The 15500-nt window shown below is 71.7% G+C and carries 12 protein-coding genes; 10 read left to right on the top strand and 2 right to left on the bottom strand.

Going from position 1 to position 15500, the window contains the following annotated elements; all coding sequences use genetic code 11:
• The first annotated feature begins 29 nt into the window (after positions 1–29).
• The 8 genes from NMK44_RS17865 (at position 30) to NMK44_RS17830 (ending at position 8945) form a co-directional block, all read left to right on the top strand.
• A complete protein-coding gene (locus tag NMK44_RS17865; RefSeq protein ID WP_374215286.1) occupies positions 30–917 on the top strand; it encodes an amino acid ABC transporter permease in 888 nt (295 codons plus the stop codon).
• A 5-nt stretch (positions 918–922) separates the two neighbouring features.
• Positions 923–1675, top strand: coding sequence for an amino acid ABC transporter ATP-binding protein (locus NMK44_RS17860; protein WP_254744268.1), 753 nt, complete (start codon positions 923–925; stop codon positions 1673–1675).
• Positions 1676–1750: 75 nt separating this feature from the next.
• Positions 1751–2716, top strand: a complete 966-nt coding sequence (locus tag NMK44_RS17855; RefSeq protein ID WP_254744164.1) for an ABC transporter substrate-binding protein — start codon at positions 1751–1753, stop codon at positions 2714–2716.
• Between the two features lie 31 nt (positions 2717–2747).
• Positions 2748–3842, top strand: coding sequence for an LLM class flavin-dependent oxidoreductase (locus NMK44_RS17850; protein ID WP_254744162.1), 1095 nt, complete (start codon positions 2748–2750; stop codon positions 3840–3842).
• Positions 3839–5149: an NtaA/DmoA family FMN-dependent monooxygenase gene (locus tag NMK44_RS17845; RefSeq protein ID WP_254744160.1), complete on the top strand. Its 1311-nt coding sequence runs from the start codon at positions 3839–3841 to the stop codon at positions 5147–5149. The genes NMK44_RS17850 and NMK44_RS17845 overlap by 4 nt, the downstream gene beginning before the upstream one ends.
• A 323-nt stretch (positions 5150–5472) precedes the next feature.
• On the top strand, positions 5473–6378 hold the full coding sequence (locus NMK44_RS17840) for a S1 family peptidase (protein ID WP_254744158.1): 906 nt from the start codon (positions 5473–5475) through the stop codon (positions 6376–6378).
• 201 nt (positions 6379–6579) lie between these two features.
• The gene (locus tag NMK44_RS17835; protein WP_254744156.1) at positions 6580–7533 is read left to right on the top strand and encodes a slipin family protein; all 954 of its coding nucleotides are present in this window, start codon (positions 6580–6582) and stop codon (positions 7531–7533) included.
• 338 nt (positions 7534–7871) lie between these two features.
• Complete coding sequence (locus tag NMK44_RS17830) at positions 7872–8945, top strand: S1 family peptidase (protein WP_254744154.1); 1074 nt, start codon at positions 7872–7874, stop codon at positions 8943–8945.
• Between the two features lie 218 nt (positions 8946–9163).
• On the opposite strand, the gene NMK44_RS17825 is transcribed toward NMK44_RS17830, so the two are convergent.
• Positions 9164–9607, bottom strand: coding sequence for a subtilase-type protease inhibitor (locus NMK44_RS17825; protein ID WP_254744152.1), 444 nt, complete (start codon positions 9605–9607; stop codon positions 9164–9166).
• Positions 9608–10038: 431 nt separating this feature from the next.
• Complete coding sequence (locus NMK44_RS17820) at positions 10039–10524, bottom strand: PPOX class F420-dependent oxidoreductase (protein ID WP_254744150.1); 486 nt, start codon at positions 10522–10524, stop codon at positions 10039–10041.
• 190 nt (positions 10525–10714) lie between these two features.
• Here NMK44_RS17820 and NMK44_RS17815 point away from each other — a divergent pair, with 190 nt between their 5' ends.
• Together NMK44_RS17815 and NMK44_RS17810 are read left to right on the top strand one after the other, a co-directional pair.
• The gene (locus tag NMK44_RS17815) at positions 10715–14239 is read left to right on the top strand and encodes a DNA polymerase III subunit alpha (RefSeq protein WP_254744148.1); all 3525 of its coding nucleotides are present in this window, start codon (positions 10715–10717) and stop codon (positions 14237–14239) included.
• On the top strand, positions 14236–15363 hold the full coding sequence (locus NMK44_RS17810) for a DNA polymerase Y family protein (RefSeq protein WP_254744146.1): 1128 nt from the start codon (positions 14236–14238) through the stop codon (positions 15361–15363). Before NMK44_RS17815 ends, NMK44_RS17810 begins: the two co-directional genes overlap by 4 nt.
• The last annotated feature ends 137 nt before the right edge of the window (positions 15364–15500 follow it).

Here is a 15500-nt window from a genome sequence, read left to right as displayed (position 1 = left end):
CCCGCTCGCCCCTCCTCGAAGGACCTCCCGTGTCACTGACCTCCGATCCACCCCTGAAGACCGCACCCGAACCCACCCCGGCCGAGGACTACTCGGCGCTCAAGGTCGTCCCCGTACGCCACCCCTGGCGCTGGGTCGCGGTCGCCGTCACCGCCGTCCTGGTCGCCCAGTTCGCCCATGGCCTGGTCACCAACCCCGGCTGGGAATGGGAGGTGTTCGCCCGGTTCTTCGCAACCGAGACCATCCTCAAGGCGGTCTGGATCACCATCCAGCTCACCTTCTACGGCACCGCGCTGGGCTTCGCCCTCGGTATCGTGCTGGCCTTCATGCGGCTGTCCGCCAGCCCGTTCCTGAAGTCGGTGGCGTTCACCTACATCTGGGCGTTCCGCTCCATCCCGCTCATCGTCCAGCTTCTGTTCTGGTTCAACCTCACCTACCTCTACCAGCGGCTGGACTTCGGCATCCCGTTCGGCCCCGGCTTCTTCTCCTTCGACACCGCGGGCCTGGTCGGCGCCATGAGTGCGGCGGTCCTCGGACTCGCCCTGCACCAGGCGGCCTACGCCGCCGAGATCGTGCGCGGGGGAGTGCTGGCCGTCGATGCCGGACAGCTCGAGGCGGCGGCAGCGCTCGGCATCCCCCGGCTGCGCCAGCTCCGCAGGATCGTGCTGCCGCAGGCGATGCGCTCGATCCTGCCCAACGCCGCCAACGAGGTCATCTCCCTCTTCAAGGGCACCTCGATCGTCTCGGTGATGGCGATCGGCGAACTCTTCTACCAGGTGCAGGTCGTGTACGGCCGCAACGGCCGGGTGGTACCGCTGCTGATGGTGGCGACCGTCTGGTACATCGTCCTGACCACCGTGCTCTCCGTCGCGCAGTACTACGTCGAGCGCCACTTCTCCCGGGGAGCCACCCGATGACCGCCATGGTCGACATCCGCTCCGCCCACAAGAGCTTCGGAACCCTGGAGGTGCTGCGCGGGATCGACCTCCAGGTGCGCGCCGGAGAGGTGGCCGTCGTCCTCGGACCGTCCGGCTCCGGCAAGTCCACGCTGCTGCGGACCATCAACCACCTGGAGAAGGTGGACAGCGGCTGGATCAGCGTCGGCGGCTCACTGGTCGGCTACCGCCGCCAGGGCAACCGGCTGTACGAGCTGCGCGAGCGCGAGGTCCTGCGGCAGCGCACCCGGATCGGCTTCGTCTTCCAGAACTTCCACCTCTTCCCGCACCTGACGGTGCTGGAGAACATCACCGAGGCACCGGTCTCCGCGCTGCGCCGCCCCCGCAAGCAGGCCGTGGAGACCGCCGGGACGCTGCTGGCCCGGGTCGGTCTCGCGGACAAGGCGTCCGCCTACCCCCGCCAGCTCTCCGGCGGACAGCAGCAGCGGGTGGCCATCGCCCGTGCGCTCGCCCTGGAACCGGAGCTGCTGCTCTTCGACGAGCCGACCTCCGCACTCGACCCCGAGCTGGTCGGTGAGGTCCTGGACGTCATCAAGGACCTGGCCCACCAGGGCACCACCATGGTCGTGGTCACCCATGAGATCGGCTTCGCCCGTGAAGTGGCCGACACCGTGGTCTTCATGGACGACGGCCGGATCGTCGAACAGGGACCACCGTCCGAGGTGCTCGACCGTCCGCGCGAGACGCGCACCAAGGCGTTCCTCTCCAAGGTCCTGTGACCTCCCGCCCCCACCGGTACACCCCGCCCGTCCCCGTATATCCCGTATCCCGCACACCCCCGCAAGGAGCCTCCCGTGAAGACCCGTCGCACCCTCGTCACCGCCGTCGCCGTCACCCTCGCCTCGACCCTGCTCGGCGCCTGCGGCAGCGGTGACGCCCAGCAGACCGTCGGGGCCGAGGGCAAGCGGGGCGGACAGCTCAACATCGGCCCCGACCAGCACCGCGTCAGAGGCAAGAAGGTGGCCGCCATCGCGGCCGAGCTGCCCGCGGCGATCCGCGAGCGGGGCACCCTGCGGATCGGCGGCAGCGCGGACGCCGCCGCGCCGCTCGGCTTCTACGCCACCGACGACAAGACCCGTATCGGCTCCGAGATCGACCTCGCCACCCTGGTCGCCGACACCCTCGGCCTGAAGGTCGACTTCCAGGCGGTCTCCTGGGAGAACCTCTTCGTCGGCCTGGACAGCTCCAAGTTCGACGCCGTGTTCTCCAACGTGACCGTCACCGAGGAGCGCAAGGAGAAGTACGACTTCGCCACCTACCGGCTGGACGACCTCGCCTTCGAGGCCAAGAAGGGCACCCCGTGGCGGGTGAAGGGGCCGAAGGACGTGGCGGGGAAGACCGTCGCCGTCTCCTCCGGCACCAACCAGGAGAAGATCCTGGTCGACTGGAGCAAGGAGAACGAGAAGGCGGGCCGGAAGCCGGTCGGCATCACGTACTTCCAGAAGGACACCGACTACTACCTCGCTCTCCAGTCCGGGCGGATCGACGCCTATCTCGGCCCCCACCCCACCTCCGCCTACCACGTCGCCTCGGCCGGGCAGACACAGATCGTCGGCACCCTCTCGGGCGGCGGCGACGCGGTGCAGGGCAAGATCGCCGCCACCACCAGGAAGGGCAGCGGACTGGTCGACGCCTATGCGGCGGCCATCGACCACGTCATCGACGACGGTTCGTACGCCAAGGTGCTGAAGCGCTGGGGACTCGCCGGTGAGGCGGTCGAGAAGTCCGAGATCAACCCGCGCGGCCTGCCGAAGCAGTGACCGTCCACCCCGACCGAGGAAGGCCCTGACCATGGCCCCATCCACCGGCCCCCTGCACCTGGCCGCCGCCGTCGACGGCACCGGGAGCTACGCGGCGCCGTACTACGTCGAGCTCGCGCGACTCGCCGAGCGCGGCACGCTCGACTTCATCACCCTGGACGACTCGTTCGGCCCCCCGGGGGAGGGTCCCGGCCGGCCCGACGCGCTCGCCGTCCTGGCGCGCGTCGCTCCGGCCACCGAACGGATCGGCCTGGTGCCGACCGTCACCACCACGCACACCGAACCGTTCCATGTCTCCTGTGCCGTGGCCACCCTGGACTGGGTGAGCCGCGGCCGGGCGGGCTGGACGGTCGGGGTGTCGGCGACCGAGGCGGAGGCGCGGCTGGTGGGCCGCCGCCCCGCCGCCCCCGCGGCCGAACTGTGGGCCGAGGCGGGCGAGGTGGCCGATGTGGTGGCCCGGCTGTGGGACAGCTGGGAGGACGACGCGGAGATCCGCGACATCGCCACCGGCCGCTTCATCGACCGCGACAGACTGCACTACGTCGACTTCGAGGGCGGCCACTTCCGGGTGCGCGGCCCGTCCATCGTCCCCCGGCCCCCGCAGGGCCACCCGGTGGTGGCCGTCGATGCCACCGATCCCGTCACCCGGGACACCGCCGCCCGCCACGCCGATGTGGCGTTCGTCCGGGCCACCACCCCGGACGCGGCGGGCCGGATACGTGACGAACTGCGGCTGCGCGCGGGGGAGTCGGGCCGGGATCCGGGCGCGCTCACCGTGCTCGCCGCCGTCACCGTGGACCTGTCGGACGGTGAGTACGCGGCCGGGCCGGGCAGTGCGCGGGGCCCGCTGACCGCCGTGGACGACCGGCCGCCGCTGTACCGCGGGGGACCGGTGGACCTCGCGGACCTGATTGCCGGGTGGCACACCGCCGGGGCCGTGGACGGCTTCCACATCACCCCCGCCGCACCGCCCGGCGATCTCGAACGGTTCGTCAACGGCACCGTGGCGCTGCTCCAGCACCGCGGACTGTTCCGCACCTTCTACCCCGGTACGACGCTCCGGGAGCACCTGGGGCGGCCGCGCCCCGCCAACCGCTACGCCCTGGCGAGGGAGGGAGCCCGGTGAACGACACGAGCGGACCCGGCAGGCAGATCCATCTGGCCGCGCACTTCCCCGGGGTGAACAACACCACCGTATGGGCCGACCCCCGTTCCGGCAGCCAGATCGACTTCTCCTCCTTCGTCCATCTGGCACGTACCGCCGAACGCGGGCTGTTCGACTTCTTCTTCCTCGCCGAGGGGCTGCGGCTGCGCGAGCACAACGGCCGTATCCACGACCTCGATGTGGTGGGCAGGCCGGAGTCGCTGACCGTGCTCTCCGCGCTGGCGGCCGTCACCGAACGACTCGGCCTGGCCGCCACCGTCAACGCCACCTTCAACGAACCGTATGAACTGGCCCGCCGGCTGGCCTCCCTGGACCATCTCAGCGGGGGCCGCGCCGCCTGGAACGTCGTCACCTCCTCCGACGCCTTCACCGGTGAGAACTTCCGGCGCGGCGGCTATCTGGACCGGGCCGACCGCTACACCCGGGCCGCCGAGTTCGTGGCCACCGCACGTGAGCTGTGGGACTCCTGGACGCCCGGGGGCACCCCCCGGCCGTTCGCACACCACGGTGAACACTTCGGTATCGAGGGGCATTTCGGGGTGGCGCCCGCGCCGCAGGGCCATCCGGTGGTGATCCAGGCCGGGGACTCCGACGAGGGCCGGGAGTTCGCCGCCTCCGCCGCCGACATCATCTTCACCCGGCACGGCACCCTGGAGGCGGGCTGTGCCTTCTACGCCGACGTCAAGCGAAGGCTGGCGGCCCACGGCCGGGCCCCGGAGGATCTGAAGATCATGCCCGGGGTGACCTTCGTCCTCGGCGACACCGCGGCCGAGGCCCAGGAGCGGGCCGCGGAGATCCGGCGGCAGCAGGTCTCCCCGCAGACCGCGCTGCTCACCCTGGAGCAGATCTGGGGGGTGGACCTGTCCGGCTACGACCCCGACGGACCGCTTCCGGACATCGATCCGGACCCCGGCTCCGAGCGCTCCCAGGGCCGGGTGCGGCATGCCGATCCGCTGGCGGTGGCGGCGAAGTGGCGGGCCCTCTCGGAGGAGAAAGGGCTGTCCATCCGGCAGACCGTCATCGAGACGACCGGCCGGCAGTCCTTCATCGGCACCCCGGAGGCCGTCGCCGCCGAGATGGCCGCTTTCGTACGGGAGGACGCGGCCGACGGCTTCATCCTCGTGCCGCATCTGACCCCCGGCGGACTCGATGACTTCGTGGACCGGGTGGTCCCGCTGCTCCAGGAGCGCGGGGTGTTCCGCACCGCGTACACCGGCCGGACACTCCGCGACCACCTGGGGCTTCGCCATCCGGGAGAGGAGCGCTGAGGGGTTCCCCGCGGGCCGGGACACCGGACCGCACCAGGGCCCGCGAGGTTGCGCGGAGGTCGGCGGAACCTGAGGGTCCGTAGCCGCGTCCTCAGGGATACCCAGGGGATGGGTGCACCGCCCCGGTGGCCGGAAGCCGCCGGGGCCATGTGCCCGGCGGCCGCTGACAGTTACACGTTTTCTCTTGCGCGCCGAGGGCGATGGCCCGAATACTTCGGGAAGCGCTTGTCAGGAACACGTCGAATTTGCGTTCGGTGTGATCTTTGACTGCGCCTCACGGGCCTGCCCACCCAAGCGGACCCCCGATTCCCTCGGAGGAAGAGTTGAGGATCAAGCGCACTGCCCCCCACGGCACCCAGGCGAGACGTATAGCCCTGATCGCCGCCACCTCGGCGCTGATGGCCGGAACGGCACTCGCCGCCCCCGCCGCCTACGCCGGAAGCGACAAGGCCGCCACGTTCAGCGCGACAGAGGTCAGGGCGGCGAGCGACGCCGTTCTCGAGGCCGATGTCGCGGGCACCGCCTGGTATGTCGACAAGGCGACCAACACCCTCGTGGTCACCGCCGACAGCACCGTCTCCGCGAGCGAGATCGCCAAGATCAAGAACGGTGCGGGTGCGAACGCCGACGCGATCGAGGTGAAGCGCACCCCCGGCAAGATCAACAAGCTGATCTCCGGTGGCGATGCCATCTACGCCAGTAGCTGGCGCTGCTCCCTCGGGTTCAACGTCCGCAACGGCAGCGGAGCCAACTACTTCGTCACCGCGGGTCACTGCACCGACGGCGCGGGCACCTGGTGGTCCAACTCCGGACACACCACCACCATCGGCCCCACCGCCGGGTCCAGCTTCCCGACCAATGACTACGGTCTGGTCCGGTACAGCGGTTCGGTCAGCCCGTCGGGCACCGTCGGCAGCCAGGACATCACCCGGGCCGCCAACCCGACCGTCGGCCAGACGGTCACCCGGCGCGGCAGCACCACCGGCACCCACAGCGGCCGGGTCACCGCGCTGAACGCCACCGTCAACTACGGCAACGGCGACATCGTCTACGGCATGATCCAGACCACCGTCTGCGCCGAACCCGGCGACAGCGGCGGTCCCCTCTACTCCGGGTCCACCGCCCTCGGCCTCACCTCCGGCGGCAGCGGCAACTGCTCCACCGGCGGGACCACGTTCTTCCAGCCGGTCGTCGAAGCGCTGAACGCCTACGGGGTCAACGTCTACTAGACCGGCCGACCCCCCGTTCGTTCCCCCTCTCGCCGTCATCGGCATGCCGTCGGCCGCCCCTCACCGGCCGCTGGCATACGGCGAAGGAGCCCCCGCCCGGAGTGCCCGGCGGGGGCTCCCCCCTGTTGTCGAGCCGGACTATCGTGGACATCAATACCCCGGATGGGGCATTGGTCGTGATACGGACGGCAGGTGGCCGTGATGATCGATGCGCTGGTGACAGTGGTCGTGGTACTGGCCTGTCTGGGCGTGGTCTGCGCCCTGGCGGCGGCCCGAGTGGTCAAGCAGTACGAACGGGGGGTGGTCTTCCGGCTCGGGAGGCTGCGGTCGGGTATCCGGGGCCCGGGGTTCACCATGATCACCCCGGTCTTCGACCGGCTGCACAAGGTGAACATGCAGATCGTGACGATGCCCGTGCCCGCGCAGGAGGGCATCACCCGTGACAACGTGACGGTCCGGGTCGACGCGGTCGTCTACTTCAAGGTCGTGGACCCGGCGGAGGCGATCATCGCGGTGGAGGACTACCGCTTCGCCGTCTCTCAGATGGCCCAGACCTCACTGCGCTCGATCATCGGCAAGAGCGATCTGGATGATCTGCTCTCCAACCGGGAGAAGCTCAACCAGGGCCTTGAGCTCATGATCGACAGCCCGGCGGTGGGCTGGGGCGTCCATATCGACCGTGTCGAGATCAAGGACGTATCGCTGCCGGAGACCATGAAGCGCTCGATGGCCCGGCAGGCGGAGGCCGACCGGGAGCGCCGCGCCCGGGTCATCAACGCGGACGCGGAGCTCCAGGCGTCCAAGAAGCTGGCCGAGGCCGCCGCCCAGATGTCCGAGAGCCCGGCCGCGCTCCAGCTCCGGCTGCTCCAGACCGTGATGGCGGTGTCGGCGGAGAAGAACTCCACGCTGGTGCTGCCCATCCCGGTGGAGCTGCTGCGGTTCCTGGAACGGGGCCAGGAGGACGAGCGGCCCCTGACGGCCGGGCGTACGGAGCGGAAGCCGGAAGGCGCCGGGGCGGAGAGCGTCGCCGGGGCGGAAGCCGTCCCCGCCGCCGATTCCGCTGCGCCCCGCGCGGTGACGGAGGAGCGGTCCGCCCGGCCGGTCCCCACCCTCACCGAACGCGAACCGGAGCCGAGGCCCACCGTGGAGCGCTGACCTCGGGGGTTCCACACCCCCCGGCCGGTGATCGGCATCCGCTGGGATAGTGTCCTGCCCGCGCACCCCTTCGGTGCGCGGGCTTCGTCATGCCGGTTCCGGTACGGTGCCGGTTTCGATTCCGGCACCGGAGCACCTCGTGTCGGGCACATGACCGCCCCGTAAATTTCACAGCCCGGACGTGAACCTGCCCTTGTGTGGCCCAGGAGCCCTGGGAATACTCGGCGGCAACTTGGCATGGACGCGCCGTGAACGGGCAGACGCGCCCTGCCACCCGCCTTCCGGGCCCGGCACCCCACTGCCGCTTTCGGGCCCAACCCCCCACTGGAGGTTCTGAGTTGAAGCACCGCCGCATACCCAAGCGTCGCGTCGCCATCGCCGGAGCCGGTATCACGGCCCTCGTGGCCGCGGGACTCACCCTGCAGAGCGCCAATGCCGCCCCCGGTGACCAGCCGGACCCCCTGTCGGTGAAGGCCGCGGGCAAGCTGGCCAACGGTCTCGTCTCCTCGCTGGGCGATGACTCCGCGGGTGCCTACTACGACGCCCAGAGCAAGAAGCTCGTGGTCAACGTGGTGAACGACGCCGCCGCCGACAAGGTCCGCGCGGCCGGGGCCGAGGCCAAGGTGGTCAAGCACACCCTCGCCCAGCTCGACTCGGCGCGGGCCACCCTCAAGGACAAGGCCACCCTGCCCGGTACCGCATGGTCGGTGGACCCCAGAACCAACAAGGTCGTCGTCACCGCGGACCGCTCCGTCAAGGGCGGCGCGCTGGACAAGCTGACCCAGGTCACCGACGGGCTGGGTGACAAGGTCGAGGTGAAGCGGTCCAAGGGCGCGTTCTCGACCTTCATCGCCGGTGGCGACGCCATCTGGGGTGACGGCGGCCGCTGCTCGCTCGGCTTCAACGTGGTCAAGGACGGTCAGCCGTACTTCCTGACCGCCGGCCACTGCACCGAGTCGATCAAGAGCTGGTCGGACTCGCAGGGCGGCGAGGAGATCGGGGCCAACGAGGGAAGCTCCTTCCCCGGCAATGACTACGGCCTGGTCAAGTACACCAAGGACACCGAGCACCCGAGCGCGGTGGACCTCTACAACGGCAGCACCCAGGCCATCGCCAAGGCGGGCGACGCCACGGTCGGCCAGAAGGTGCAGCGCAGCGGCAGCACCACCCAGGTGCACGACGGCGAGGTCACCGCCCTCAATGCCACCGTGAACTACCAGGAGGGCACGGTCGAGGGGCTCATCCAGACCACCGTCTGCGCCGAGCCGGGCGACAGCGGCGGCGCGCTCTTCGCGGACGACACCGCGCTGGGCCTGACCTCCGGCGGCAGCGGTGACTGCTCCGGCGGCGGCGAGACCTTCTTCCAGCCGGTTCCGGAGGCGCTGGACGCGTACGGCGCCTCGATCGGCTGACCGGCCGGTCCCGTGACCCTGGCGCCCGGTGCGGGGGCGTAGGGTCGCACCGAGAACAGAGGCCCCCCGGACACCCGTGGACGGTGTCCGGGGGGCCTCCCCTGTGTCCGCGGCCGGTCAGACCGCGTTCACCGGTGCCGCGTCGTGCGGCACTGCGTTCGGTGGTGCGTGGTGCGGTGGTACGTCGTACGGGGTCGCGCCGCTCTGTCGCGCGCCGCTCAGAACCCGAAGACCTGGGTGGTCACGGCGTCCCGCTGGCAGTTGTTCGCGAAGGTGTGCTCGTACGAGACCCGGCGGCCGTCCCAGACCCCCGTGGCGGTGACCGTCACCGGCCGCCATTCCTTGGTGCAGATCCGGCCCGGCTCCGCCGACAGCGTCAGCGAGTTGAAGGCGCCGTCGACGGTGCGCAGTTCGGCGCACGCCTTGGCGGCGGCCGGGTGGGTACCGGAGGCGGTGGGCTGACAGCTGAGCGTCACCGCCCGCTGTACGTCGGCCGTCGCCGCATCCGCGCCGTAGCCGACGGTGAGGACCATCGCAGAGGCCGGGTACAGGCTGTCGGGCTGCGCGGGCGCGGCGTTCGCCGTGCCGCTCGCACCGATCCCCAGCGCGGCGCTCAGGGCCACGGCGGCCCCCAGACCGATCGCCCCTGTGGTCTTCCGCATTTCGAACGCTCCCTAGCTCGTGGTTTCAGATACCGGACGGAGTTCTACGCCGTGCGCGTCGGGAACGCATGTCGATCGAACACTTCCGGTCGCTATACGTAGTCATTCGGCGGCTTATTGTCGCGCGCGGAGGGTATCGCTCCGTGGAACGCCGCGTATCCGGCGGATGCGCGGAGGGCGGGGCGGGCCGACGGGCGTGCGCCCGGCGCGGAGGTGTCCGGAGTGTCCGCCGGTTCCTGAACTACATGGTCAGAGCACTCGTATGGGATCAGGCAGGGCCATATGGGGCAGGGGGTGATGATCCGTCCGTCGGTTACCGGTGAGTGTGGGGCCCGAGGGGCGGGTGAGTGAGTTCCTGCCAGCGCAAGGTGACCGGCGGGCGGGTGCTCAAACGGCCTCCGGCGGCCGGAACGGTGGTGTACAGCGCGGGGTCAGCTATCCAGATCGCGGCTCAGGGAGCCGGTCCGGTGGCTCCATCCGTAGGCCCGGCCGGCCCGCAGTCGCACCACCAGCCGCCGGTCGGCGACCATCGCGGCGCGGAACTCCTCCCAGTCCGGATGCTCACCCTGGACGGCGCGGTAGATCCCGACCAGTTCGTCGACCGTGGCGTCGTGCGGATCGCCGGCCACCGGGGTCAGCTCGGCGTCGCCCTCGGCTACCAGATAGGAGGTGCGGTCGTCGCTGGTGACATAGAAGCTGGCGCGCGGATCGCGGCGCAGATTGCGGGTCTTGGCGCGGTCGTCGGTGACCGAGACGCGGATCAGGTGGGTGGCCGGGTCATAGGTGAAGGCGACGTTCGAAAGCTGGGGCCTGCCGTCGCGCTTGAGGGTGACCAGTGTGCCGGTGCGCTGCTCCCGCAGCAGCCCGAGCGGGGCGTCCTGGGAGGGTGCGCTGGAATCCCCGGGTCGCTCGGTCATGAGGATCAAGCGTAGGGCGCGGACTGCCGGTTCTCCTGGTGCGACACGCGGGATGTAGAGGTGTTTTGCGTGCTTATGGTGTATATGGAAGGGCCGCCGAACCGACTCGCACGTCTGTTCGAGAATGGGGTTATGGTGGGGCGTGGGACGAACAGGGTCGGTCAGGGGGTGTGAGCAGCGGGAGGTGCGGATGCCAGGCTTCACGCATCTGCACACCGCGTCCGGATTCTCCATGCGGTACGGGGCCGCGCATCCGGAGCGGCTCGCGGAGCGCGCCGCCGAGCGCGGTATGGACGCGATCGCGCTGACCGATCGCGACAGCCTCGCCGGAGCGGTGCGGTTCGCCCGCGCCTGCGGGGCCGCGGGGGTGCGCCCGCTCTTCGGGGTGAACCTGGCCGTCCGGTCGGAACCCCCGGAGCCGGGGCGTACGGTCCGGCGCCGCACCCCGGTGCGCGGCGGGGCGTTCATCGACGAGTCCGCGCCCCGGGTGGTCTTCCTCGCCCGGGACGGCGCGGCCGGATGGGCCGCGCTGTGCGGTCTGGTCTCCGCCGCCCACGCCGGGCTCGGCCACCCCGGCTCCGCCCGTGCCCATGACGACGGACCGCCGCTGCTGCACTGGCGCGACCTGGTCGACGGCGGTGGCGGGGCGCTCTCCGCGCTGACCGTGCTGCTCGGCCCCGACTCCGATGTCGGCCGGGCCCTGGCTGCCGGCCGCCCCGACCGGGCCGCCCGGCTGATCACCCCCTGGCGCGAGCTCTTCGGTGACGCGCTGCGGCTGGAGACCGTGTGGCACGGCCGCCCCGGCACCGGCCCCGGCTCGCTGCGGCTGGCCGCCCGTACCGTCGGCTTCGCCGCCGACCAGGGCGTACGGTCCGTGCTCAGCAACGCCGTGCGCTACGCCGACCCGGGGGAGGGACCGGTCGCCGATGTCCTGGACGCCGCCCGGCGGCTGGTCCCGATCGATCCGCGCCGCCCCGGCTCGCTCGACAGCGGTGAGCGCTGGCTCAAGGGCCCGCGGGAGATGGCGGAGATCGCCGAACGGATCGCGGAGGCGGCGGGGATGCGGCGGGACGCCGCGTACCGGCTGCTGGAGGAGACCGAGCGCACCGCCGCCGCGTGTCTGGTCGACCCCGAGGACCACATCGGCCTCGGCAGTGTCCACTTCCCCGAACCACGGCTGGTCGGCGCCGGACGGCGCAGCGCCGAGCGGGTGCTGCGGTCGCGCTGCGCCGCCGCCATGGTGCTGCGGGGGTACGACCGCGACCGGCCGCGCTGGGAGCGGCTGGAGGACGAGCTGCGCACCATCGAGCGGCTCGGCTTCGCCTCGTATTTCCTCACCGTCGCCCAGGTCGTGGACGACACCCGCGCGCTCGGGGTCCGGGTGGCCGCCCGTGGCTCCGGCGCGGGCTCGTTCGTCAACCATCTGCTCGGGATCGCCCACGCCGACCCCGTCGCCAACGGGCTGCTGATGGAGCGGTTCCTCTCGGTGCGGCGGGCCGCGCTGCCCGACATCGACATCGACGTGGAGTCCGCGCGCCGCCTCGATGTCTACCGCGCCATCTTCGACCGCTTCGGGGCGGAGCGGGTCGCGACGGTCGCCATGCCCGAGACCTACCGGGTGCGCCATGCGGTGCGGGACGTGGGTGCGGCGCTCGGTATGGACCCGGATGAGGTGGACCGGCTCGCCAAGTCCTTCCCGCACATCCGCGCCCGTGACGCCCGCGCGGCCCTGGCCGAACTGCCCGAGCTGCGGGCGCTGCGCGAGGCGACCGCCGAGCAGGAACGTTTCGGCAAGTTCTGGGAGCTGGTCGAGGCGCTGGACGCGCTGCCCCGTGGTCTCGCCATGCACCCCTGCGGGGTGCTGCTCTCGGACTCCGGGTTGTTGGCCCGTACGCCCATCGTGCCGACCAGTGGTGAGGGCTTCCCGATGTCCCAGTTCGACAAGGACGATGTCGAGGAACTGGGGCTGCTCAAACTCGATGTGCTGGGTGTGCGGATGCAGTCCGCGATGGCGCATGCGGTGGCCGAGATCGTGCGGGTCACCGGACGGACGGTGGACCTCGACGACCCCGCCGTGGTCCGCCCCGGCGACCCCGCCACCTACGATCTGATCCGCTCCACCGAGACGCTCGGCTGCTTCCAGATCGAGTCCCCGGGGCAGCGCGATCTCCTGGGGCGGCTCCAGCCCACCTCCTTCCATGACCTCGTGGTCGACATCTCGCTCTTCCGGCCCGGCCCGGTCGCCGCCGATATGGTGCGCCCCTTCATCGAGGCCCGGCACGGCCGCACACCGCCGCGCTATCCGCATCCGGATCTGGAGGAGGCGCTGCGCGAGACCTATGGGGTGGTGGTCTTCCATGAACAGATCATCAAGATCCTCTCGATCATGACCGGTTGTGAACGGGACCTCGCCGACGAGGCACGGCGCGCGCTGTCCGACCCCGAACGGCAGGGGCGGGTACGGGCCTGGTTCCGGACCGAGGCCGCGCGGCGGGGCTATCCGGCGGAGGTGCTGGCGCGTACCTGGGAGATCGTCGAGGCGTTCGGCTCGTACGGCTTCTGCAAGGCGCACGCCGTCGCCTTCGCGGTGCCGACGTATCAGTCCGCCTGGCTCAAGGCGCACCATCCGGCGGCCTTCTACGCCGGGCTGCTCACCCATGACCCCGGGATGTACCCCAAGCGGCTGCTGCTGGCGGACGCGCGGCGGCGCGGGGTGCCGATCCTCCCGTTGGACGTGAACCGCTCGGGGGCCGCCTATCGAATCGAACTGATGTCCGGTGGCGATGGTGGTGGCGAGGGCGCCGGGGTCCGGCTGGCCCTCTCCGACGTCCACGGCATCAGCGAGGCGGAGACCGGGCGGATCGAGGCCGGGCAGCCGTACTCCTCGCTCCAGGACCTGTGGCTGCGCGCCCACCCCGGGCGGCCGGTGGCCGAACGGCTGGCCCAGGTCGGCGCGTTGGACGCGTTCGGTCCGAGCCGCCGCGACCTGCTGTTGCAGATCGCCGAACTGCACCGGCAGCAGCGGGGCGCCGCCCGGCACGACGGCGCGGGCCAGCTCCCGCTGACCGAGGCCGGGCCCGCCGCCCCCGCCGGACTCCCCGACCTCGACGCGGACGAACGCCTCGGCGCCGAGCTCGGTGTCCTCGGCATGGATGTCTCCCGCCATCTCATGAGTGACCACCGGGAGTTCCTGGAGGAACTGGGCGCGATGTCCGCGAAACGGCTGCGGGACGCCCGGCACGGCGAGACCGTACTCGTCGCCGGAGCCAAGGCCGCCACCCAGACCCCGCCGATCCGCTCGGGCCGCCGGGTCATCTTCACCACCCTCGACGACGGCTCCGGGCTGGTCGACTGCGCGTTCTTCGACGACAGCCACGCCGCATGCGCGCACACCGTCTTCCACTCATGGCTGCTGCTGGTGCGCGGGGTGGTCCAGCGGCGCGGCCCGCGCAGCCTCAGCGTCGTCGGCTCGGCCGTCTGGAACCTCGCCGAACTGGCCCGGCTCCGCCGCGAAGGCGGCCTGGACGCGGTCGCCGCCGAACTGGCGGCGGGCCCGGACGACGGTACGCGCGAACCGGCCGGGGCCGGCTCCGGCCGCCGCATCCAGATGTCCACCGGCTACGCCATGCACCCCTGGGCCGACCTCCGGCCCGCGGGCGACCAGTCCGCCACCGGCCGCAAACTGTGGCACGCCAGCCCCGGGAGCGCGGGATGACCCCCGGCCGTCACCCCGCCGATCCCCGTCGCCGCCCGGCGGGGGAGGGGCGGTCGAGCGGCGCGTCCGCGGACGCCGAACCTCCGGCAGGAGGAGAGCGGTCGGGCTCCGGGGCCGGGGAGCCGCATGTGCTGTATGTGCGGTTCCGGCGGGGGGCCGGGCAGGAGGCGTTGGGGGAGGACGTCTACCAGGGGCTGCTGGCGTTGCTCGGGGAGCTGACGCCCGTCGTCGAGGCGCTGCCGCCCGATGCCGCGTTCGCCGATGTCCGCGGTGCGCTGCGGTACTTCGGGCGGGACGCCGCCGGGCTCGCGGGGATCGTGCGGGTCCGGGCGCTGGCCCGGTACGGCGTCGACTGCACCGTCGGCGTCGCCGCCAACCCCATGCTCGCCCGGATGGCCGCCCAGGACGCGGCGCCGGACGCGCCCGGCGCCGTCCGCACCGTGCCCGGCGACCCCGGCGCCGTCGCCGCGTTCCTCGCCCGCAAGCCCCCCACCGCCCTGCCCGGTGTGGGCCCGGCCACCGCGCGCACGCTGTGTGCGTACGGGCTCGACAGCGCCGCGCGGATCGCCGACGCGCCCCTGGGCACCCTGCAGCGGATCCTCGGCGCGTCCACCGCGCGTACGGTGCACGCCTGGGCCCGCGGTGTCGACCCGGCGCCCGTCACCCCGAACGCCCCGGCCCGTGCCATGGGGGCGGAACACCGGTTCCGCCACGATGAGCTGGACCCCGTCCGGCGGCGCCGGGCGCTGCTCACGCTCGCCGACGGGCTCGGCGCCCGGCTGCGGACGAGCGGGCAGGTGGCGGCGGTGCTCGTGCTCACCGTCCGGTACGCCGACCGCTCCACGACCACCCGCTCCCGCACCCTGGCCGAGCCGACCGCGCACACCCCGGTGCTGACCTCCGCCGCATACGCGCTGCACGACGCGCTAGGGCTGCAACGGGCCCGGGTGCGGGCCGTGTCGCTGCGGGTCGAGGGGCTGACCGACGCCGGACTCGCGGCGCACCAGCTGACGTTCGACCCCGCCGATGAGAAGTCCCGGCGGCTGGAGGCGGCGGCCGACCGGGCGCGCGCCCGCTTCGGCCCGTCCGCGGTACGGCCCGCCGGATTCCTGGACGTCGCGTGAAAAGTAGGTAGACGTTCCTTCACTGACCAATGGCTGGATGCCTTTGCTACTCACGCGTAATTTCGTCTCAGCGCACCACCCCATGTGATCCGGATCGCAGGGCGCGCCGTCAGTGCAACCCTCTCTCCCCCACGGCG

It is taken from the genome of Streptomyces cucumeris (genome assembly GCF_024295805.1).
GTDB lineage: Bacteria > Actinomycetota > Actinomycetes > Streptomycetales > Streptomycetaceae > Streptomyces > Streptomyces cucumeris.
Note: the sequence above shows the minus strand (reverse complement) of the source record. Positions and strands in the feature narration are given on the sequence as shown.

Excerpts from the sequence above, each read along its gene's own strand:
- NMK44_RS17860 (WP_254744268.1), top strand. The coding sequence starts at position 923 with ATGGTCGACATCCGCTCCGCCCACAAGAGCTTCGGAACCCTGGAGGTG.
- NMK44_RS17850 (WP_254744162.1), top strand. The coding sequence starts at position 2,748 with ATGGCCCCATCCACCGGCCCCCTGCACCTGGCCGCCGCCGTCGACGGC.
- NMK44_RS17835 (WP_254744156.1), top strand. The coding sequence starts at position 6,580 with ATGATCGATGCGCTGGTGACAGTGGTCGTGGTACTGGCCTGTCTGGGC.
- NMK44_RS17825 (WP_254744152.1), bottom strand. The coding sequence starts at position 9,607 with ATGCGGAAGACCACAGGGGCGATCGGTCTGGGGGCCGCCGTGGCCCTG.
- NMK44_RS17820 (WP_254744150.1), bottom strand. The coding sequence starts at position 10,524 with ATGACCGAGCGACCCGGGGATTCCAGCGCACCCTCCCAGGACGCCCCG.
- NMK44_RS17815 (WP_254744148.1), top strand. The coding sequence starts at position 10,715 with ATGCCAGGCTTCACGCATCTGCACACCGCGTCCGGATTCTCCATGCGG.
- NMK44_RS17810 (WP_254744146.1), top strand. The coding sequence starts at position 14,236 with ATGACCCCCGGCCGTCACCCCGCCGATCCCCGTCGCCGCCCGGCGGGG.